General features: G+C 65.0%; 19 protein-coding genes. 7 read left to right on the top strand and 12 right to left on the bottom strand.

What is annotated here, in order from left to right:
- The first annotated feature begins 317 nt into the window (after positions 1-317).
- Complete coding sequence (locus tag IVA82_RS27595; protein ID WP_247384864.1) at positions 318-992, top strand: isoprenylcysteine carboxylmethyltransferase family protein; 675 nt, start codon at positions 318-320, stop codon at positions 990-992.
- A 65-nt stretch (positions 993-1,057) separates the two neighbouring features.
- Here the strand turns inward: IVA82_RS27595 and IVA82_RS27600 are convergent, their stop codons facing one another.
- Positions 1,058-1,765 carry a glutathione S-transferase gene (locus IVA82_RS27600; RefSeq protein ID WP_247384865.1) on the bottom strand — a complete coding sequence of 236 codons (708 nt, stop codon included), beginning with the start codon at positions 1,763-1,765 and terminating at the stop codon, positions 1,058-1,060.
- 312 nt (positions 1,766-2,077) lie between these two features.
- Between IVA82_RS27600 and IVA82_RS27605 the strand changes: the two genes are divergently transcribed.
- From IVA82_RS27605 to IVA82_RS27620, 4 genes are all read left to right on the top strand, one after another.
- Positions 2,078-3,079 (top strand): NrtA/SsuA/CpmA family ABC transporter substrate-binding protein, encoded by a 1,002-nt coding sequence (locus IVA82_RS27605; RefSeq protein ID WP_247384867.1) that lies wholly within the window; start codon positions 2,078-2,080, stop codon positions 3,077-3,079.
- Positions 3,070-3,918 carry an ABC transporter permease gene (locus IVA82_RS27610; RefSeq protein WP_247384869.1) on the top strand — a complete coding sequence of 283 codons (849 nt, stop codon included), beginning with the start codon at positions 3,070-3,072 and terminating at the stop codon, positions 3,916-3,918. Before IVA82_RS27605 ends, IVA82_RS27610 begins: the two co-directional genes overlap by 10 nt.
- Positions 3,918-4,778, top strand: a complete 861-nt coding sequence (locus IVA82_RS27615; protein ID WP_247384870.1) for an ABC transporter ATP-binding protein — start codon at positions 3,918-3,920, stop codon at positions 4,776-4,778. The genes IVA82_RS27610 and IVA82_RS27615 overlap by 1 nt, the downstream gene beginning before the upstream one ends.
- 91 nt (positions 4,779-4,869) lie before the next feature.
- Positions 4,870-5,595 carry a Crp/Fnr family transcriptional regulator gene (locus IVA82_RS27620; RefSeq protein WP_247384872.1) on the top strand — a complete coding sequence of 242 codons (726 nt, stop codon included), beginning with the start codon at positions 4,870-4,872 and terminating at the stop codon, positions 5,593-5,595.
- A 75-nt stretch (positions 5,596-5,670) separates the two neighbouring features.
- On the opposite strand, the gene atzF is transcribed toward IVA82_RS27620, so the two are convergent.
- The 10 genes from atzF to flgB form a co-directional block, all read right to left on the bottom strand.
- The gene (atzF, locus tag IVA82_RS27625; RefSeq protein ID WP_247384873.1) at positions 5,671-7,053 is read right to left on the bottom strand and encodes an allophanate hydrolase; all 1,383 of its coding nucleotides are present in this window, start codon (positions 7,051-7,053) and stop codon (positions 5,671-5,673) included.
- 302 nt (positions 7,054-7,355) lie between these two features.
- On the bottom strand, positions 7,356-8,045 hold the full coding sequence (locus IVA82_RS27630; protein WP_247384874.1) for a lectin: 690 nt from the start codon (positions 8,043-8,045) through the stop codon (positions 7,356-7,358).
- A 140-nt stretch (positions 8,046-8,185) separates the two neighbouring features.
- Entirely contained in the window at positions 8,186-9,181 is a 996-nt protein-coding gene (locus IVA82_RS27635; protein ID WP_247384875.1) for a Tim44 domain-containing protein, read from the bottom strand.
- A gap of 164 nt (positions 9,182-9,345) precedes the next feature.
- Complete coding sequence (locus IVA82_RS27640; protein ID WP_247384876.1) at positions 9,346-11,922, bottom strand: PAS domain-containing protein; 2,577 nt, start codon at positions 11,920-11,922, stop codon at positions 9,346-9,348.
- A 154-nt stretch (positions 11,923-12,076) separates the two neighbouring features.
- Complete coding sequence (gene flhB, locus IVA82_RS27645) at positions 12,077-13,156, bottom strand: flagellar biosynthesis protein FlhB (protein WP_148742092.1); 1,080 nt, start codon at positions 13,154-13,156, stop codon at positions 12,077-12,079.
- A gap of 10 nt (positions 13,157-13,166) precedes the next feature.
- Positions 13,167-13,937, bottom strand: coding sequence for a flagellar biosynthetic protein FliR (gene fliR / locus IVA82_RS27650; protein ID WP_247384877.1), 771 nt, complete (start codon positions 13,935-13,937; stop codon positions 13,167-13,169).
- Between the two features lie 17 nt (positions 13,938-13,954).
- The gene (fliQ, locus tag IVA82_RS27655; protein WP_015684971.1) at positions 13,955-14,218 is read right to left on the bottom strand and encodes a flagellar biosynthesis protein FliQ; all 264 of its coding nucleotides are present in this window, start codon (positions 14,216-14,218) and stop codon (positions 13,955-13,957) included.
- A 157-nt stretch (positions 14,219-14,375) separates the two neighbouring features.
- The gene (gene fliE, locus IVA82_RS27660; RefSeq protein ID WP_247384878.1) at positions 14,376-14,684 is read right to left on the bottom strand and encodes a flagellar hook-basal body complex protein FliE; all 309 of its coding nucleotides are present in this window, start codon (positions 14,682-14,684) and stop codon (positions 14,376-14,378) included.
- A 17-nt stretch (positions 14,685-14,701) separates the two neighbouring features.
- Positions 14,702-15,127: a flagellar basal body rod protein FlgC gene (gene flgC / locus IVA82_RS27665; RefSeq protein WP_247384879.1), complete on the bottom strand. Its 426-nt coding sequence runs from the start codon at positions 15,125-15,127 to the stop codon at positions 14,702-14,704.
- Between the two features lie 12 nt (positions 15,128-15,139).
- Entirely contained in the window at positions 15,140-15,544 is a 405-nt protein-coding gene (flgB, locus tag IVA82_RS27670; protein ID WP_247384880.1) for a flagellar basal body rod protein FlgB, read from the bottom strand.
- A gap of 346 nt (positions 15,545-15,890) precedes the next feature.
- Between flgB and IVA82_RS27675 the strand changes: the two genes are divergently transcribed.
- A complete protein-coding gene (locus IVA82_RS27675; RefSeq protein WP_247384881.1) occupies positions 15,891-16,865 on the top strand; it encodes a flagellar biosynthetic protein FliO in 975 nt (324 codons plus the stop codon).
- Positions 16,862-17,614, top strand: coding sequence for a flagellar type III secretion system pore protein FliP (gene fliP, locus IVA82_RS27680; protein WP_247384882.1), 753 nt, complete (start codon positions 16,862-16,864; stop codon positions 17,612-17,614). The genes IVA82_RS27675 and fliP overlap by 4 nt, the downstream gene beginning before the upstream one ends.
- A gap of 204 nt (positions 17,615-17,818) precedes the next feature.
- On the opposite strand, the gene IVA82_RS27685 is transcribed toward fliP, so the two are convergent.
- Positions 17,819-21,559, bottom strand: a complete 3,741-nt coding sequence (locus IVA82_RS27685) for a tetratricopeptide repeat protein (protein ID WP_247384883.1) — start codon at positions 21,557-21,559, stop codon at positions 17,819-17,821.
- Positions 21,560-21,571: the final 12 nt, after the last annotated feature.

The raw sequence follows: 21,571 nt of genomic DNA on the forward strand, positions 1-21,571 counted from the left end.
CGCCGAGCATTCCCCCGAAAAGTTCGGGCCGCCGCAGCACACCATCGTGCAGCGCTTGTTGCGATCACTCAGACGCAACGGAGCCAAGGTGATCATCCCGCGTACAGTACCGGCCACTACTGGTGATCCCGGGACTGGGGCCGTCGCTGCGTGTGATGGGCACTCCGCGACGGCCCCAGTCCCTCCGATCCTGCGAGCAATGACGCAACCTCGGACCGGCCGACAGTCGGAGCTACATCCGTCAAGCGAAAGTAACATCCTCAGATGAGGCAATACGCAGATCCAATATTGTGCGATGTTGCCCGGGGAAACCGCGCATGATCGCAAGACTGCTGTTGCAGAATACGATCTTCGTCGTCGCGATGGGCGCGCTGCTGTTCGCGTCCGCCGGAACGCTGCACTGGCCCGGCGCCTGGGCAATGCTGGCCGCGTCCGCCCTGCTCGGCCCGCTCTGCGGCTGGTGGCTTTACCGGCTCGATCCGGCGCTCTTGGCCGAGCGTCTTCGCCCGGTCATCCAGAAGGACCAACCACCCGCCGACAAGGCCTTCATGACCGTGTTCGTGGTGGTAATGGTGGCGTGGCTGGTCGCCATGGGGATCGACCGGCGCTATCTCGCGTCCAACGTGCCGCTCGCACTACAGGCGCTCGGATTTCTGCTGTTCCTGGCCTCGACGTTGTTCACGATGTGGGTGTTCCGCGAGAACTCGTTCGCCGCGCCCGTGGTGAAGCTGCAGGCCGAGCGCGCGCAGCGCGTGATCTCGACCGGGCCTTACGCCCATGTCCGCCATCCCATGTACAGCGCCATGATCCTGTTCTTCGCCGGCGTGCCGCTGCTGCTGGGATCGTGGTGGGGACTTGCGATGACGCCTGTCTTCCTCGCCCTGTTCGCGGTCCGCATCCGCATCGAGGAGCGCACGCTGAAACAAGGTCTGCCAGGCTACACCGATTATGCGGCCCGGGTGCCCTATCGCCTGCTGCCGGGTATCTGGTGAGCGCGCATCAATAGCGCCGCGCAATTGGGAAAAGGATTCCTGTCCCCGATCAACTGACGGACCGGCTAATCATCGAGTTCGCGGTAACGGCGGAAGATGCCCTGCTCGTTGAAGGCAATGCGGCGGTCGCTGGCGAGATACGCCTCGATGTTCGGCCGCGCCGCGACGCGATCGTGCAGTCCGACCAGGCCCCGGATATCTGCCTCGAAAGCCTTCATCCGTTTGGGGAAAGCGTAGCGCAGCCCGTCGACGATCTGGAACAGCGAAAGATCGACATAGGTCAATTTGCGGCCGGTGATGTAAGCACCGCCACGATCCGTCAGAAGCTGCTCGAAATAGCCGAGATATTTCGGCACGCGCTCGCTCCAGAAATCGGCCGTTCGCTTCTTCGCCGGCGGCTTTTGATCCTCGTAATACAGCGAAGGCCCGAGCGGATGATGGGTGTCGTGGATCTCGACCACGAAGTCGGCGATGGTGAGCTGAAGCTGATGCACCCAGAGTTGGCCTGCTTCCGTCTTCGGCGCGAGCCCGTGGCGGGCGCCGAGATAGAGCAGGATGTTGGCGGTCTGGCCGATGACGAGCTTGCCGGCTTTCAGAAAGGGCGGCGCGAACGGCGGCGTGCCGCCATGCGCGTCCATCATCTTCATCATCGCACTGGTGCCGCGCGGACCGCGTGCGACATCGACGTACGTCGCACCCGCCTCCTCCAGGGCTAGGCGCACATATTCGCCGCGGCCCTGAATCTCGGGCCAGTAGTAGAGCTCGTATTTCATGAGGAGCGGTCCGTGAGCGTGGGTGCGGTCATACCAACGTAGCACGCAGGCCACGGTTCCGTCAGCGCTAGACGCACACACACTCGATTCGCCGGCGCGACGGCATTCCCGATCGCCACCCCCGCGGCACGGAGCCAGACCGCCCATGTCGATTAATTGCTTCCCCGGACCGCTGCGCCCGGCGAGCATGCCGAGCCTGGCCGATCGCAAAGTGATCGCCCAGGGAGGACGTGGGGACAATTTGTGCGGGCCGTTCAGGGCGTGTCCGCGATCGGGCTTTGCCGCGAGCCGCGGCGCTAGGGGAGATCGTCCATGCATCGGAAGACCACCAGCCGCATTGCAGCGCTTGCGAGCTATGTCGCGCTTTCGTGCCTTGCCGCCGGACCGGACCGCGCCTCCGCCGAGGAACTCCTGAAGGCTCGCCTTGCGCAAAACCTCGGGCCGATTTCCGGCCTTGCGATCGTAGCCAAGTCGAAAGGGATCTTCGAGAAGCATGGACTGGAGATCACGGTATCGAACTTCACCTCCGGCAAGCAGTGCCTCGACACCGTGATCGGCGGCGGCGCGGATATCGCAACGACGGCGGAAGCGCCGGTCACGGCGTCAGCGATGGCAAACCAGCCGATCGCCTTCGTGGCCGGCATGGAATATTCCGATCTCAAGACCGTGGTTGCCGCCAAGGCCGGCATCAAAACCAAAGCGGATCTCCGTGGCAAGCGGATCGCGTTCACCGCCGGCACCGGCAGCGAGGTCTATACGGCGACGCTGCTAAAATCGGCGGGCTTGATGGCCAAGGACGTCACCTTGGTCAATCTGCGCCCGCAGGAGATGCTGCCGGCGCTGGCGGCCGGAAGCATCGATGCGTTCGACACCTGGGAGCCACACATCTCCAACGCGAAGAAGGCGCTCGGCGAAGCTGCCGGCGAACTCGACACAAAGGGGACCTACTCCGAGACCTTCAATATCGTAGTGATGCGGGCTTATCTCGACGCCAATCCCGCGCTGGTCGAGAAGTTCATCGGCGCACTGATCGATGCCGAAATCTGGACGAAGGCGCATCCGGACGAAGCGATCGCGGTAGTGGCGGATGCGGCCGGCATGAAGCGCGACGAACTCTCGGCGATCTGGGCCGAGTACATTTACCGGGTGCGTCTTGATGACCGGCTGATCGAAATCCTTCGAACACACGCGGCATGGCGCCTTGAGAGCGGCAATCATCCGCCGGGCGCGACGATGCCGGATTTCCGCAACATCATCGCCGCGGAGCCGCTCAAGAAACTCGATCCCGCGCGAGTCACCCTGTCGTGGAAATAGGTGCCGAAGCGACCGTGCAGAACCAGACTCCAAAGCGCGCTGCTGTGACGGCCGGGGCTGATCGTCCCGGCCGGCGGCCGAGCTCAGGCCGTTTTCGTCGTCTCAATGTCTTGGTTGGGGTACTTTCGATCCCCCTGTTCGTCATTCTTTGGGAGCTGATCTCCCGATCGGGCATCGTCAATATGGTGCTATTCCCGCCGCCGACCGTGGTTGCGGCAGCCGTCCTGGAATGGATGCGAAGCGGACAGTTTTTTTGGGACGTAGCAGCAAGCCTCTATCGGGTCACCGCAGGTTTCCTCCTCGGCAGCGCGCTCGGCGTCCTGCTCGGCATTCTCACGGGCCAATTTCCCGTCATTTCCAGCCTGCTGTCGCCGCTGTTTCAGATCCTGCGGCCAATCCCGCCGATTGCCTTCGTGCCGATCGTCATTCTCTGGTTTGGCCTGTCGGAAGCAGGAAAGCTGTTTCTCGTCGTGTGGGGCGTATTCTTCACGGTATGGCTGTCGACCCATATTGGCGTTCAGAAGGTCGACCGCGGCTTGATCCGCGCCGCGTTGATGCTCGGCACGCCGCGGCGGCAGATGCTGCAGGAGATCATTCTGCTGGGCGCGTTGCCCTACATCGTGGTCGGGCTGCGCACTGCGGTCAGCATCTCCTTCTACACGCTGGTCGCAGCGGAACTTGCCGGCACGTTTGCGGGCGTTGTCTACCGGATCGAGATCGCGCAGCAAAATCTACAGACAGGCCAGGTGATGGGCGGGCTTGCGGCGCTCGGGCTGATTTCCTTCATCGCCGATCGGCTGTTTGCCGCTCTTGCAGAACGAACGGTTTGGTGGCGCTGATGTCGGGATATCGCTCGACCACAAAACTGGCGCTGGCAAGTTCGCAGCCGTCTGTCAAGGCGGCGTCGAAACAACCGGCGATACAAGTCTCAAACCTGAGCATCGTGTTCGACACCAATCGCGGCCAGATGATCGCGGTAGACCGGGTTTCCTTCGACGTCGCAGCCGGCGAGTTCGTCTGCATCGTCGGTCCTTCGGGCTGCGGCAAGTCCACAGTGCTCAATACGATTGCCGGGCTGGAGCTGCCGTTCGAAGGCGAAATCCTGGTGGAAGGGTCGCCCGTGGGCAATCCGCGGCCCGATATCGGCATGGTGTTTCAGCAGCCGCATCTGTTTCCCTGGAAGTCCGTTCGCAGAAACATCGCCCACGGTCCGAGAATGCTCGGAAGGTCCGCAAAGGAGGCCTGCGCCATCGCGGACGATCTGATCGCGATGATCGGCCTTAAACGCTTCGCCGACGCTTATCCGAACACACTGTCCGGCGGCATGCAGCAGCGCGTCGCAATTGCGCGCGCGCTTGCCAATGAGCCGCGCGTTCTGCTGATGGACGAGCCATTCGGGGCACTTGACGCGCAGACCCGAGCGGTGATGCAGGACAATCTGCTGGAGCTGCGGGACCGGATCAAGGCGACCATCGTGTTCGTCACGCACGATATCGATGAAGCCATCGTGTTGGCCGACCGCGTCCTGATCATGAGCGCGGGGCCCGGTCGCATCCTGCGGGAAATCGCCGTCAATCTGCCGCGTCCGCGTTCGAGCGCGATCCTGATCGAGCCGACCTACCTGGCGCTCAAGAGAGATTGCCTCGAAGTCATTCGCGCGGAAGGGTTGCGGGCGTTCAATCAATCGGACTCGAGCTGACCGCGCAGATGCTCGCGTGACGGCAAGCCCCCGGTAGTGCGCTGGCATGGTTCTTGAATAATCGAAGCCGTCTCTTGACGTGGAGCCGGCGATGCACAGGGCGAATAGCACGGTAGCGGCTGGCGTGATGCTGGCGGAGTCGGACAATCTTGTGAGGCCGCTGCCCGGCCTGTTGGATGGCCTGAGCAGCGTCGATTGCAAGCGGTTGCGCGCGATCGGACGAGAAAAGCTCTTGGAAGCAGGGCAGCTGGTCTGGAGCCAGGGCGATGCACAGAACGGAATCTATCTCATCCGCGAGGGGCGCGTTCGCAGCTATTACGTGGCGCCCTCGGGACGGGAGGTCACGCTCGCCTACTGGTTTGCGGGCAATTTCGTCGGCGGTCCCGATATCTTCGGAATGGGTCCACATATGTGGACCTCGGTTGCAGCAGAGCGCAGCCTGCTGACGTTCCTGCCTGGCTTGGCCTTGCGGCGCCTCGCGCTGGAATCCTCTTCGATCGCGGTCGCCTTGCTGGATGCCCTCGCTTTCAAGGCGCGGTGCTATTCGGCGATGGCCCAGATGCTGGGCACGCGGTCAGTCACAGAGCGGCTGCACCGGCTGTTGATCTTCCTCTCGCACGTCTATGGCGTGCAGCGCGACGGTGAGACCGTCATTGGCATGCCTTTTACCCACGGCGATCTCGCGAACCTGATCGGATCCACCCGTCAGTGGGTGACGGTGCAACTTGCGCGCCTCCAGGAGGAGGGCGTCATCACCTACGATCGATCGATGATTTCGATTCTTGATCTTTCGAGGCTTGATCGGGAGATGAACTAAAGCCTCTTGGAGAAAGGTGAAGAGGTCCGGCAGCCGATTTAGCCATCGAACATCACGCTCAGCTGTCGATCGCGCTCATGCGCGGGATTTCAGCTCGAACGCCGCGCTGCTGCACTTGCCTTCGATCTGGCGCGCCAGGCCGATCAGTGCTCGGTCCTGCCAGGCCGGCGCCAGCAGGGTCACGCCCATCGGCATACCGTTTGACAACGTCGCGTTCGGAATCGCCACGCCGCAGAGATCAAGCAGATTGGCGAAATAGGAGTAGTAACCGAGGCGATTGTTGAGGGTGATCGGATCGCGATGCATCTCCTCGAGCGTGAACGGCCGTGGCGCCGTCGGGACCATCAGCACGTCGATGCCGGCGAAGATCTTCTCCGCGTCCCGGCGCAGCCGATAGAGTGTGTGGATGGCGCCAAACGCATCGACTGCCGAATAGCCGAGCGCCGATTTCAGCACGGCGCCCGTGACCTCGAGCAAGGGAGGAGCTTCGATTTCCATGAGCGAGGCGATGGCCGAACGGCGCTCGGAAACCCAGGGACCATTGAACATCAACTCGCCCGTTTCGCGGAACGGGGCGAAGTCAATCTCGATCGGCGTTCCGCCGGCTTGCGAAAGACGCTCGCAAGCACGCTCGTACAGCTCACCGCATTCGGGCATGCCGAAGCATTCGACATGAGCTGCAGCGATGCGGCCGAAGCGGAACCACGGCCCGACCTTGCCGCCGGACAAGCCTTTGGGCAAACGGCTGTAGGGATCCTCGGGATCGAACCCTTCGATGACGTCGAGGACCGCCTCGCCGTCGGTGATGGTATTGCAGAACACCGAAACGCAATCGAGCGTCGGGCAGTTCGGCACCAGGCCGCGCGACGACACCAGCCCCACCGTTGGCTTGATCCCGACGATGCCGTTGAAGCCCGCTGGAATGCGGCCGGAGCCGCCGGTATCGGTGCCGAGCGCGAATGCGACATGCCCGGCCGCAACAGCAACCGCCGAGCCGGAACTGGAGCCGCCCGAGACGTAGCGCGCATCTGCAACTGACGCGCAGGAGCCGTAGGGTGAGCGCGCTCCGGAGAGTCCCGTGGCAAACTGATCGAGATTGGTCTTGCCAAGGCAGATGGCTCCGGCCACTACGAGACGCTCGACGCTGCGCGCGGAATGCCAGGGCATGTAGCTGAATGCCGGACACCCGGCGGTGGTCGGCATTCCCGCGACGTCTATGTTGTCCTTGACGCCAAAAGGAATGCCGAGCAACGGCAGGCTCTCGCCGGCTCGCGCGCGCGCCATGAACCTGCGGCACTCCTCACGTGCTTCATCCCTTGGACGCACATGAATCCAGCAGTTGCGGTCACGCTCGGCCTCGATCCGGTCATAGGCCACATCGATCGCCTCCAGCGGCGACATGGAATTTTTCGCAGTGACTTCGTGGCGTGTCCCGGAGCGCGCAATGGACTGGCTCACTGAGTATCTCCCTATCGGCCGGCGTGATCGAGATTGCGGGAGGGCTGTTTGTGCAACAAGCAATTAAGTGCCTTGCCCAAGCGCGAGGCGTCACCAAGGGCGAGCGCACACGCTCGGCGAACGCCCGGATACCTTCCGTGAGAAATGAAATCATGAGAAATGAAAATGGCGCCGCGGACTAAATCGCGGCGCCATGAATCTCGGGCCAGTAGTAGAGCTCGCATTTCATGGAAACAGTCCGTGATTGCGTTGCGGCAACCACGCAACCACGAACGCCATGACGGCGGAGAGCGTTCCGCGCCTCAATTCGACGCGAAGCAATACAGCAGCCCGTCGCCGCCGGTGCTCTTCAAGTCGGCCTGCGAGCAGCCGCCATCGGGGCCGCGCGAGAGATGCGAGCTGTTCCAGGATTTCGACGGCTCGTCGTCGCGCAGGCCCTTCCGGTCGGCATGGCCGACCACCGCGGCACCTTGCGTGCTGGACGACCAGTTCTTGCAGGTCTTGTCCTCGCCGGCGGCGAACGCAGTGCCATCGGGTTGCGATCCCGTGAGGATGTCGTGCCGGTTCGGTGTATCTCCGGCGCCGTTGTTGACCTCGCCCTTCTCGCTCAGCGCCGTCTGCTTTGTGAGGTTGTTGGCGGGGCCATGCAGGTCGGCAACGTCCTTGGCGATGACCGCGCCCTTGGCATTCTGCCACGGCCCCTTGCCAATGCGATCGCGCGCATTGATCGCCGGCTTGCCGTCGGCCGCCTGGGTCGACAGATAGGCGCGCCAGCTCTTGGCGCCGGCGCCGGCGGCCTGGGCGAGCTTCTGGCAATGCGCATCGGCCCCCTCCAGGCCGCCGAGATCGGCTCCCTTGCCGGGGCCGCTCGAGGTCACGAAGAAGGTCATGTCGGCCGACTGCGCCTGCGCGGATGGCGCCGCAAGCAAGGCAAAGGCGGCCGCGGCAAAAACAAGAGCTTGGGATTTCACGGATCCGTCGAAACGATTCATCTCTTCCTCCGATTGTGTTTTGTCGTTGGCTGCCTGACTTGAACCCAAGGCATGCCCTGTTATTCCGTGATACGAGGCGCGCACGACAAAAAGGGCGCCGTGCCGAAGCACGACGCCCTCATTTGTTACGTCACGTGCGATCAGTTGGTCTGCTGGATCGCCGACAGTTCCCAGCCGGCGCCCGGCCGTCGGGCAAACGTCCAGACTTCGGTGGCTTCGCCCGGTTGTTCGCTGCCTGCGACGAGCGCACCGGTGTTGCGGTCAACCGTCGTGTCGGTGAGCGCGAAGCGGAGTGCCACCGTCGCATACTCGGTCTCGCCTTCGCGCCAGGCTTCCGCAAGGTCACCCTGCAACAGCTTGACGTTGGTCACCTTGTTGACAGCGTTGCGCGCGCGGTTCTGGGCGAGGTCCTGCTCGAAGTAGGACACCATCTCCGGCGTCGCAAGCGTATGCAGCTTGGCCACGTCCTCGTTCGACCAGGCGGCCTGGACATCGCCAAGCAGGCGCTCGAACGCCTCATAGTCGTCCGGCTTGATCTCGAGCGGCGCGTTGTTGGCGCCGAAGCCGAAACCGCCAAGACCGCTGCGATAGTTCGTCTGCGGTCCCGGAGCGGCACCGGCACTGGCATCCGCATTGGCGTAAGCCGCCTGCGGCGTGTGGCGGCGCTGCCACCACGACATCGCCAGCCGCGCCACGACCACCACCAGCACGATCTGGATGATCAGGCCCAGGATGGACGACAGGCCACCGAGGCCGCCGAACAGGCCGCCGCCGAACAGCATGCCCAGAAGGCCTGCGCCGAGGAAGCCGGCGGCGAGACCGCCCAGGAAGCCGCCGCCGCGGCCGAACAGGCCGCCGCGCGCGGGCGCGGCTGCGGCCGAGTTCATGCCTGCGCCCGGCTGGGTGTAGGTGCGATTGAACTGCGACGTCGAGCCCGGCGCGGTCGTGGTCGACGGCGGGGCCGAGTAGGTCCGCGAGCCGCGCGAACCCGACGACATGCCGCCACCGACGCGGGCGTCGGCCGACGAGATCACCAGCGCAGTCGGCAGCCCGAGCGCCAGTACGACGGCAATCGTCTTGAAGAGACTGCGGCTACGTTGCGAGAAATTCATGTGCTTTTCCCAAATCCCCGGCATGGGGACGTGCTCCTAAGATGGTCAGCCTTCCCGAAAAGGGAAGCCGATTTCGGAACTTATGGCTGCGGCCCTCAGTCGCGGGGATGTGGCAAAAGCCCATATTTGGCGAGGGTTTGGCGGGAAAGCGCGCCGAACTGTGGTCGCCGGTTACCGGCGGGAGGCGGCTACCCCGCCTTCACCATCGTCTCCTTCACCGCCGCCACGAGCTGGCTGAGCGTGAATGGCTTTGGCAGGAAGTCGAACTGCTGCCCTTCGGGCAGGCTCTTCTCGAAGGCGTCCTCGGCATAGCCGGAGACGAAGATGAACTTGATCTCCGGGTTCTTCTCTCGCATCGCCTTCAGAAGCGTCGGGCCGTCCATCTCCGGCATCACGACATCGGAGACGACGAGATCGATCCCGCCGCTGTGCTCCTCGAGCACCTCCATGGCCTCGACGCCGTTCTCGGCCTCGACCACGGTGTAGCCGCGCGAGCGCAGGCCGCGCGCGTTGAGTGCGCGCAGGCCCTCTTCGTCCTCGACCAGGAGGATGGTGCCTTGTCCGGTGAGATCGGTGCGCGGCTTGGCCTCCGCCGCGGGTGCGGCTTCCCTCGCGCCATTGGGCGAGCCAACCGCCGCGGGCTGCTCGGGCTGCGCGTCCGGCTCGGCATGGTGCCGCGGCAGGAAGATGTTGAACGAGGTGCCCTGCCCCGGCTCGGAATCGACATAGATGAAGCCGCCGGTCTGCTTGACGATGCCGTAGACGGTGGAAAGCCCGAGACCGGTGCCCTTGCCCACTTCCTTGGTCGAGAAGAACGGCTCGAAAATCTTGTCGCGGATGTCGGCGGGAATGCCGGTGCCGGTGTCGGCGACCTCGATGCGGACATAATCCGCGGCCGGCATGCCCTTGTAGGCGAGCTTGGCCGCTTGTTCCGCGGAGACGTTGGCGGTACGGATGATCAGCTTGCCGCCGTCCAGCATCGCATCGCGCGCGTTGACCGCGAGATTGACGATCACCTGCTCGAACTGGGAGACGTCGACCTTGACCGGCCAGAGGTCGCGGCCGTGGATGGTCTCCTGCTTGACCTTCTCGCCGATCAAGCGCCGCAGCAGCATGGCAAGGTCGCTCAGCGCATCGCCGAGATCGAGCACCTGCGGCCGAAGGGTCTGCCGCCGCGAGAACGCGAGCAGCTGCCGCACCAGCGTCGCGGCGCGCGTCGCGTTCTGCTTGATCTGCATGATGTCCTGGAACGACGGATCGGTCGGCTTGTGCGCGTTCAGCAGGAAGTCGTTCGCCATCATGATGGCGGACAGCACGTTGTTGAAGTCGTGGGCGATGCCGCCGGCAAGCTGGCCGACGGTCTCCATCTTCTGCGACTGGTTGATCTGGTTCTCCAGCGCGCGCCGCTCGGTGGTTTCGAGCATGTGGACGATGGCGGCTTCAGTATCGTGCTCGGCTTCGTCGACCGGCGTGACGAAGAACTGCCCCCAGCGCTCCTTCGTGCCCTCGAGCGCCACCTCGACCGGCGCAACGTCGCCACGGCCTTCGGCGGCCTGGTTGATGGCCGCGATCAGCAGGTGCCGGTCGCGCGAATTGACCGCGCGGAAGATCGATTTGCTGGCGCTGTCGAGCCCGAGGGCCTGCCCGAGCTTGGCGTAACGCGCATTGGCACGCACGACGTTGCCGGCGCGGTCGACGGTCGCAATTGCCATCGGCGTGTGGTCGAAGAAGCGCATGAAGCGCACTTCGGCGGCGCGGTCGGGATCACTGCGCTCGTCGCGGGCGCGGCTGATGACCAGCGTGCGCGACGGTCCCGGCGCGCCGTCGGCGCCGAAGGCGAGTTTGTGATAGAGCCGCACCGGCATGGTCTTGCCGGTGCGCATACGCAGGTCGATGTCGAAGACTTCCGTCTTCACCTCGCCCGGCACCGCCACGATCGAGGTGAGCAGCGAAGTACCATCGCCGGAGACGATATCGGTCAGCTTGAGGCCGCCGGAGCCAATCTCGGCGAGGTCGTAGTCAAGCCAGTTCGCGAGCGTCGCGTTGACATAGACGAGCTCGCCGGCCGGATTGACCGAGAAGAAGCCGCAGGGCGCGTGATCGAGATATTCGATCGCATGCTGGAGTTCCTGGAACACGTCCTCCTGGCGCTCGCGGTCGCGGGTGATGTCGGCGATCGACCACACCGCGTATTTCGCTTCGCGCTTGCCGGTGCCGAGCGGGCGCACCCGCATGCGCAGCCAGCGCCCCTGGCTGCCGTCATGACCGGAAATGCGCACCTCTTCCTGCTGGCGTTTGCCTTCACGCGCGGCTTTCAGCAGGCGGAACACCGCCTCGGAGACGTCGGGATTGCCGATGAAGACGCGCTCGACCGGGCGCACCTCCTGCGGGCCGGTGGCGCCGGTCAGGGTCAGATAGGCGGCGTTGGAATAGACCACGTGGCCGCGCGGATCGGTCACCGCCAGCCCATCGAAGGCGTGGTCGGCGATCCGCCCCATCACGGGATCGTCGAGATTGCGGTCGACGAAGCGGATGATGCCCGCAGCAAAGGCGAACAGGTTGAACAGGCCGACCATCGCCAGCACGGCGAGGATGCCGAGAATGTAGGGCTGCGCCTGCGCACGCCCGAGCGTCATCAGCCCGACGGCGACGGCGACGAGGCCGGCGGCCACCAGCAGCACAAGCGCGATGCTGCCCGAGCGTGGCGACGGTTCGTGCGCCGCAACGGGCTCTCGCGTGAGGTCGTGGTCGGTCTCGGCGGTCATATCAAGCCGGCGCAGCCTGTCGGCAGAGAATCAACGCGCTACGGGGCGCGCCGGGTCCTCCCTGCCTGAATCGGACCCGCAGGCGCAAGGGCAGCAATGGCGAAAGGTACGCTGATTCCCAGATTACAGCCATTTTCGGTATTTTTCGTGAGCTTTATTGCCGTCCGGCGCCGAATCCGCGCTTCAGCCGCATGACGTAGCCGATGACTTCGGCGACCGCATGGTAATGCTCGGTGGGGATTTCCTCGTCGATCTCGACGGTGGCGTAGAGTGCGCGGGCCAATGGCACGTTCTCGACGATGGGGATGTCGTGCTCGCGCGCGATCTCCCGGATCTTGAAGGCGAGATTGTCGACGCCCTTGGCGACGCAGATCGGCGCCTGCATGCCGCGCTCATAGGACAGCGCCACCGAATAGTGGGTCGGGTTGGTGATGATCACGGAGGCCTTGGGAACCGCCGCCATCATGCGCTTCTTGGCGCGCTGCTGGCGCAGTTGCCTGATCTTGCCCTTGATGTGGGGGTCGCCCTCGGACTGCTTGTACTCTTCCTTGATCTCCTGAAGCGACATCTTCTGCCGCTGGAACCAGCTTCGGTACTGGAAGAAATAGTCGGCAATGGCGACGATCGCGAGCGCCGCGACCACCGCGCCGAGCAGGTGGATGGTCATGCTGGTCGTCGCGCCAAGCATGGCTGCGGGATCGAGCTTGACCATCGCCTCCATCCGGTGCCGCTCCGGCCATAGGATCACGGTCATGACCACGCCGACCGCGACCAGCTTGCCGATACCCTTCAGAAAGTTCGCCGCCGCCTGCTTGCCGAAGATGCGCTTGAAGCCGGCGCCGGGCGAGATCTTGCTGAACTTGGGCTTCAGGGATTCGGCCGACCACACCAGGCGATGCTGAAGCATGTTGCCGGCAATCGCCGCCAGCGCCAGCATCAGCAGCGGTACGCCGAGCGCCGCGAGCAAGGCGACTTCGAGCTGCTGCATCAGCGCAAGCAGAGCTTTTCCGTCGGTCTTGATCATCCAGGAATTGGCGAGCAGACCGCGCATTGGCGTCACCAGCCCGCTGCCGATCGAGCCCGAGAAGGTCGAGACCACGAGCGTGCCGCCCGCGATCACGAACCAGGTGTTGATCTCCTGGCTCTTGGCGACGTCGCCGCGTTCGAGCGCATCGTCCAGGCGCTTTTGCGTCGGGTCTTCTGTTTGACTCTCGGGATCGTTGTCTTCAGCCATCGATCCCTCGTTACCTGAGCGGCATCATCTGGTGCATGACACCGATGAAGTAATCGAGATACGTGCCCATCATCGCCGAGATCACCACGCCGAGCACAAGAAAGCCCACGAAGATCGACAGCGGCACGCCGACGAAATAGACCTGCATCTGCGGCATCAGCCGCGCCAGCACGCCGAGCCCGATGTTGAAGACGAGGCCAAACACCAGGAACGGGCCCGAAAGCTGCAAGCCGAGCCGGAACGCCGCGGCGAACGCGCGCGTCGCGAGCGAGGCGACGTCGCCGCTCGACACGGTCTCGCCCGGCGAGAAGATCGCATAGCTGTCGTTGAGCGCCGCGATCACCAGGTGATGACTGTCGGTCGCGAATAGCAGCGTCACGCCAAGCATGGTCAGGAAATTGCCGACCAGCACACCCTGCTGGCCCTGGGTCGGATCGACCGAAGTCACGAATCCCAGACCCATCTGCTGCGCGATCACGGCACCGGCGACCTGAAGCGCCGACAGCGTCACGCGCGCCGTCGCTCCCAGCACGATGCCGATCGCGATCTCGTGCAGCATCAGCACCAGCAGCGGAGCAATCGAACCCATGTCGACGTGATACGCGTTGCGGTGCAGGGGCAGGATGATCAACGTGAGCAGCAGCGCGATCGCCAGTTTGATCCGCGTCGGAATGTTGGACTCGCCCAGCCCCGGCAACAGCATCACCATCGCGCCGACCCGGGCGAAAGCGAGCATGAAGGCCGCGGCGAGCGCCGGCAGCAGCGAGACGTCGATGCGCATAGCGCCCGCATTCTGCCTCAGCCGCCGATGATTCGCGATGATATCCGCAGCATGTGGGAATGGAGAGCGTCGGCCATGAATGGCAGCGCCAGCAGCATGGTGGCGAATATGGCCAGGATCTTCGGCACGTAGATCAGCGTCTGCTCCTGGATCTGCGTCAGCGCCTGGAACAGCGACACGATGACGCCGACCACGAGCCCCACCACCATCAGCGGCGACGACACGATCACGATGGTCCAGATCGCATCGCGCGCGACGTCGAGGGTTTCAGGTCCGGTCATTACAAAGTTCCTTTTCATTCTCACCTCCCCATCGCTCCTGCGAGCGAGGTGAAGACCTATCCCCGTCATTGCGAGCGCAGCGAAGCAATCCAGACTGCCGCCGCGGAAAGGTTCTGGATTGCTTCGCTGCGCTCGCAATGACGATCGGGCGCCGAAATCAGATCGGCATCTTCATGATGTCTTCATAGGCCGCGATGACGCGATCGCGGACTGACACCAGCGTCGACACGGCGACGTCGGTGTCTGCGACCGCCGTCACCACGTCCATCACGTTGGCCTTGCCGGCGGCCATCGCAACCGTCTGCGCGTCGGACTTACGGCCGGACTCCATCACGCTGCCGACGGCGTCTTTGAGGAGCGAAGCAAAGGACGGTCCGGTCGCCTCGCTGCCCTTGCCGGCGCCGCTGTTTTCCAGCACGCGGGCGAGATTGGCATAGGCATTGGCTGCGATTGTCGGTGATGCCATGGCTTAAGGTGTCCCGTTCAGGATTTGAGGATGTCGAGCGTGCGCTGGATCATGCGGCGCGTCGCACTGATGATGTTGATGTTGGCCTCGTAGGACCGCTGTGCATCGCGCATGTCGGTCATCTCGACCACCGAGTTCACGTTGGGATATTTGACGTTGCCGGTGGCATCCGCCGCCGGATTGTTCGGCTCGTACTTGACGCGGAAGTTGGACTGGTCGGGCCGGATCTTGCCGAGGGTGACGACCTGCGCGTCGAGCGTACGGTCGAGCGCGGAGGAGAAGGTCGGCACCTTGCGGCGGTAGGGATCGCCGCCGGCAGTCTGCGACGTCGAATCCGCGTTCGCGATATTCTCCGAGATCACCCGCATGCGTCCGGCCTGCGCGCGCAGGCCGGAGGTCGCGATCGCCATCGAGCGGGCAAAGTCGCTGCTGTCATTCGCCATGGTTTACCTGCTCTAGCCCTTGCCGATCGCGGTCTTGAGCAGATGCAGGCTCTTCGAGTACAGCGAGGTCGCCGCCGCATAGTCCATCTGGTTGCTGGAGGACTTCATCATCTCCTGCTCGAGATTGACGGCGTTGCCCGCGGGGCGGGTCTCGAAGCCCGCATTCTTGTTCTGATCAAAGCCCGAGGGCGAGCCGGATGGCGTCATGTGGGAGCCGCTGGTACGGGCGAGTGCCAGGGGGCCCATCGAGCCGGTGACCGCGCCGCTCTTGTCGAACTTCGGCTCGACCAGCTCGCGCGGCCGGAAATTGGGCGTATCGGAGTTGGAGACGTTCTCGGACAGGACGCGCTGGCGTTCCTGGTGCCATTGCATCTTGGTGCGAAGCGCCGACAGCACTGGGAGGTCGTTGATGGACATCGTTGCGGCTCCTTCCGCCCCCGGACCTGTGTCCGAAGCTAGGCAGAATTTGCCGCGTGTATGGTTAACAGGTGGTTAAAGGTGGCGCAGGCGCATGTCCCCTGCCGGGACAAGTCTTTGCGCCCCGTGATTCTATGGTCCGAAAAGCGGCATTAACCCAACCGTTTGGCGGTGCGTGCACAGGCCAAGAAGTCGTTTTGGATCGGGCGATTCATAGGTTATTAAGAGTTGGGGACGGTAAAACCTGCCGTGGGACATTAAGAGATCGCAGTTTGGGGCATCGCGCGCCAGTGGTCGGCGCAGCTGACCACGGGCACAAGAAAAGCGCCATTTGTCGGGGACAAGTATGCAAGGCAGCCCTATCACCTTCATCGTCGCGTTCATCGTCGTTCTGGCGTTGATCGGCGTCGCTGCATGGCTGGTTCGCCGATTCGCCAGCAGCCGGCTCGGTGCCAACACCCAGCGCGGCAGGATGCCCCGGCTCGCCGTGATCGATGCCGCCGCAGTCGATGGCCGCCGGCGCCTGGTGCTGGTCCGGCGCGACAATGTCGAGCATCTCCTGATGATCGGTGGCCCGACCGACATCGTCGTCGAACCGAACATCGTGCGCGCCGCGCTCGGCCGCGACCAGCTGCCGCAGCGTTCCAACGCCGCCGAACCGCCGCGTCTTGCGCCCATGCCGGACACCGGCGGCTGGGCCGACGAAGCGCCGCGACCCGAACTGCTCGATCATCCCGAGCCGCAAATGCCGGAACCGCCGCCGCGGCCCTCGCGGCCGTCATTTGCCGACGAAGTGCGCCGGCCAGCGCCCGCTCTGGCCGAGCGCCGCAGCGATCCCCTCGCCGGCTTTACGCCCGAGCCGATCGCACCGCGCCCGGAACGCGGCGAGCCGCGTCCCGAGCCGGCGCCGCCGCGCGTTGCCCGCAGCGAACCACCCTTGATGCCGCGTCCGCCGCGCCACAGCGAGCCGGTGAAGGTGCCGCCGGTGCGCACCGAGCGCGCGGGCGCGCCGCCGCCTCCGCCGATCCCCCAGGCTCCGCCTGTTCCACGGCCGGACACGGCCCCTGCGGCGCCCTCGAGCGCCGAACAGAATCTGGCCGAAATGGCGCAGCGGCTCGAAGCCGCGCTGCGTCGTCCGTCCGGCGAGACGGTCGCGCCTCCGGTTGCGCCCGAGCCGCCGGCGCCTTCGCCGCGCGCGGCACGCGCCGAACCGCCGCCCCCTCCAGCCGCGCCAGCAAAACCAGCCACGGAAAAGACCAGCTTCGAGAACCTCGAAGACGAGATGGCCTCCCTGCTCGGCCGTCCAAAGCCACCTTCGTGAGGCTGCCGGCCCTCCCGCGTAGAGTTCTTGTTCTTTCAGTCCTGATCGGCGCGGCTTCGCTCGCAAGTCCTGCGCATGCGCAGGACATCAGCATCAATCTCGGCGGCCAGGGCGGCGGCGTCACCGAGCGCGCGATCCAGCTCATCGCGCTGCTCACGGTGCTGTCGATCGCGCCATCGATCCTGATCATGATGACGTCGTTCACGCGCATCGTGGTCGTGCTGTCGCTGTTGCGCACGGCGATGGGCACCGCGACTGCGCCGCCGAACTCGGTGATCATCGCGCTGGCGATGTTCCTCACCTTTTTCGTGATGGGCCCCGTGCTGCAAAAATCCTACGACGACGGCATTCGTCCGCTCGTCGCCAACCAGCTCGGCGTCGAGGACGCGCTCCAGCGCGCCTCGGTGCCTCTGCGCGGCTTCATGCAGAAGAACGTGCGGGAGAAAGACCTGAAGCTGTTCCTGGATCTCTCGGGCGAGCCGCCGCCGGCCACGCCTGACGAGCTCGGCCTGCGCATCCTCGTCCCCGCGTTCATGATTTCCGAGCTGAAGCGCGCCTTCGAGATCGGCTTCCTCCTGTTCCTGCCGTTCCTGATCATCGACCTCGTCGTCGCCTCCGTGCTGATGTCGATGGGCATGATGATGCTGCCGCCCGCGACGATCTCGCTGCCGTTCAAGCTAATCTTCTTCGTGCTGGTCGACGGCTGGTCGCTGGTAGCGGGGAGTCTGGTGCAGAGCTACGGGGGGTGAGCCCGACGCCTCGGGGACGACGTCGCCGACGCATCCCCTCAGTCCCCAACGATAACCTTCGGCCTCTCCCCGTCATTGCGAGGAGCCCTTGCGACGAAGCGATCCAGACTGCTTTCGCGCGAGATTCTGGATTGCTTCGCTCCGCTCGCAATGACGGAGAATGCGGAGCTGTCTCGGGCTGCGCTTCGCGCTGCGGCAGACACCCTACCGCGTCATCTTGATCTGCCGCACGGCGGGGATCTTCGGCAGCGAGCCGGTGTGCTCGGCTTCGTCCTTGGCCTGCGGGGCCGCCGGCGCGCGGGCGGTGGCGTCAGGGAAGCGCTGCTTCATCTCGCGCAGGAAGCCGTCGAGCGTGTCGACGCTGGCAGCCAACTTGGCGATCTCGGCAAATTCGGCGCTAGAGGCGCCGGCCGGCTTGCTCGCGATGTCGAAGGCGAGCCGGTCGGCGCTCTCGCTCATCAGCGGCGCATATTTCTCGCGGAAGCGCGACAGGCCGATCGAGTCGTCGGCCAGCGCATAGCCGACGGCGGCGCGGATGATGTCGCTCTTCTCCACCGAATTGAGCGGCTTGAAGTCGCGGAAGCGCTCGCCGTAATAGAGCTCGATCTGCTCGGCGGATTCGCGCCAGCGCCGCGCCGCCCAGAAGATATCGGAGCGCAGGCGCAGCACCTCTCGTCCCGAGACGTTGGAGACGATGTCGAGCGCGAGGTCATGGCGGCCGACATCGCTCTGCGCACGGGCTTCCAGCAGCAGGCGCTGCTGCCGCAGCTCGCCCGACAGATCGCTGATGCGGCTCGCGCGCAGCGCCGAAATCGCCATGTCGGGCTTGCGGTTGGCAAGATAGATCATGGAAAGGCGCGCAGCGACCTGCGCGCGCGCAGCGCCTTCGAGGCGGTGGTCGACCTGGTATTGCAACAGCTCGGCAGCCTGGTCGAGCAGATCGATCGAGGAAAGACGGTCGGCCAGGCGGCGGATCAGTTCGTCGCCGCGCCGGCCGATCGGCGTCAGCTCGCGGAACTCGTAGAACATTCCGAGCGCCTCGATCGGCGGCAACTCGTCGCCCTTCGGCCCCAGGAATATCTGCGTGAACAGGTGGGAGGCGAGATCCTGCGCCAGGCGCGAGGCCTCGGCATTCGGTTGAAGCTTGGTCGCCGTGCGTGCCGCGGTGAGCGCGTCACGGTAGCGCCCGTTCTCGGAGTACATCCGCGACAGCAGCTGGAGCGTCTTGACCTCGATCGCGTCGCCGCGCCAGGTCATCGACAGCGTCTCGAGCTCGCGCAGCGCCTCTTCCTTGCTGATCTCGTCGCGCTTCTGCCGCAGCGCGACTTCGAGCTGCTTGGCCTCTGCCGCGGCCTGACGGTCGTCCGAGGCAACCGCAATCTTGTAGTCGTCGAGCGCATCCTTGTCGTGACCGAGCGCCTCGGCGAGCCGGCCGCGCAGCACGGCAAAGGCGGGCGCCGTCTCGGGTGGCACGCCGACCACCTCGATCTCGCCGCGGCGCTTCGAGGCACCAGCATAGTCCTTGACCTCGAGCGAGGCGCGCATCGCATCCATTGTCACGATCCGCTGGATGTCCAGCGGCAGCGACGCGATGGCGAATTCGACGTTCTTGAATTTTTCGCGCGCATCGGCCCATTTGCCCTGGCGTGCATAGGCGAGCGCCTTCCAGAGCTGGGAGTCGTGGCTGTTGCCGATCACGGGATTGGCGAGGTCCTTCAGGCCCTGCGCCGGCCGGCCGATCAGGATGCTTGCGATCGCATGCATGATCAGCGCGCCGCTCTCCTCCTTGTTAAGGGGATCGCTCAGCATCACGTCGGTGACGGCCTTGGCTTCGTGATACATGGCGCGCGACATGTAGAACTGCGCGAGGTCGAGCCGCGGCAGCGAGCGCATCGCCGGTTCGACGGCCGAGATCGCCGCAATCAGGTCGGCCTGGCGCGCGATGAAGTTCTCCGACTGGCCCTTGCGCCAGTTCTCGGGACTGAAGATCGGCCGTACCGCGGTCGGCGCCCGCTCGGCCGAGATGTCGACCGGCGACAGCGTCAACCCGCCCTTCTTGCCGAGAATGACCTTGTCGGCCCCGACCTCGACCCCGATCTCGTCGGAATTCGGCCGGATCGCAATGCCGTGCGCGGATTCCAGCAGCGAGAGGTCGACGAGGTCCTGGCGCTTGATGAAGCCGCGGACCGGCCGCTGCGCAGTGACGACATAGAGCGTGTCGCCGGCGTCGGGATCGGTCAGCTTGTGCAGGAGGCCCGGATTGGCAAATGGAATGGCGATGTTGGCCAGCGCGGGATCGGTGATATTGCGCGACATCATCAGCGGCAGCGGCGTCGCCTGGATCTTGTCGGCCAGCGTCAGCAGCCAGTTCGTCTCCTTGCCGACCTCCTCGGTCGACAGCGAGTAGAGCAGCGGCCGGGTGAGGCGAATGCGAACGGCCTGCCCCTTGTCGAGCGGCATGCGGCTGACCTCGCCGATCATCGCGCCGCCCCTGGCGCGGATCGGCTCGACATCGATCGGCTTTGGCGTATCGAACACCAGCCAGATCGTATCGCCGCGGCGGAATGCCGCCCCGGGGGTCGCGACCTGAAGCGGGAACGTCACGCGCAGACCGTCGCTGTCGCGGCGCGCATCGACGCTGGCCGCGGCGGGCTGCGGCGCGGCCGGAGCTTCGGCAGCCTTGGTCGTTTCCTTGGTCGCTTCGTTGATCGTGTCCTTGGCCGGCTCCTTCACGACCTCCTTGGGCGCATCGGTGACCGCAGGCGCCTCCGGGTTGGCGGGCGCAACCGCAGCTTCCGCGACCGGCGCCGCAGGCTTGGGCGCTTCGGCGGCGTGCAGCGCTTCGGGCACGGCCGCAACAGGTGCCGGTGCCGGTTTCGGAGCGTCGGCAGGCGGCGCTGCAGCGGGGGGGTCCGGCTTCACGTCGGGCTTGACGTCGATTTGGGCTTCGCGCGCGATCGTCTCGGACGTCGGCGGGATGATCCCGCGATGGGCGTCCTTCTCGGCCGCCGGCTTTTCAGCAGCCGGCGCTGGTCCGTGACCGGCCGGCTTGGCCTGCGCGATCGCCGCCTCGGGCGTCGCGGCAACCTTGCCCTTGTCCGGCTGGAAGGCGATGTCGACGACGTAATTCTTCTCGTCGCGGAAGGAGTGCACGTCGGAATCGCCGATCAGCGATATCTCAACCGCAGTCTGGTCAATGTCGCCCCTTTGCTTGATCGAGGCCACGTTCGGCGGCGCCGCCACCACCGCATCGGCCAGATCGAAATTGAGGTTGGCGTTGAAGGCCAGCGTGAACTTCTGTTCGTTGAGCACGGAGGAGACCCCGACGCCGTCGGGCATTTCGAACACGAAACGCACGAAGGTCGGTTGCACCGAGGCACGCACGCGGATTGTCGGACGTTTTTTGCTCTCGGCCGCGGCACGCTGGGCGCGCAGCGCGCGCTCGGCGACGCGCGCCCGTTCGGCGAGCTCCTTGACGACGTCCATGGGCAGGCTCGGCGGCGGCCCCTTCCAGCCCTCCGGCAGCAGGTCGATGAAGGTGCGCTCGCCTGCATTCATGGTGTTGACGGTGACACGCCGCGCCAGCGACAGCCGGATCGCACTACCGTCGGGGTCGCGCCGGGCGGAATTGACGTAGTCGGGCGCGCCCTCCGGAACGCGGTCGACGGGAACGTCGACGGGGCGATCGAAGCGGATGATGAGGATCGAGCCCGCGGTCGTCACCTCGGAGGGAACATCCTCGCCGAGCTTGATCACGAGACGGGCAAAGCCGCCGCCGGCCGCGAAAGTCGCCTCGCCCCGGATCGGGTCGGCAGCACGGGCAGCCGAGCTGAGGCCGATCAGAAGGCAGGCCGCCAGCACGGGCGCCTTGCGGACATGGCGCGACAGTCCTCGCGCCATTGCGCGGGCTCGCGACAACAATCCAGCGGCAGCCTCTCGCGCCATTGGCGGCAATTC

It is taken from the genome of Bradyrhizobium sp. 142 (genome assembly GCF_023074015.1).
GTDB lineage: Bacteria > Pseudomonadota > Alphaproteobacteria > Rhizobiales > Xanthobacteraceae > Bradyrhizobium.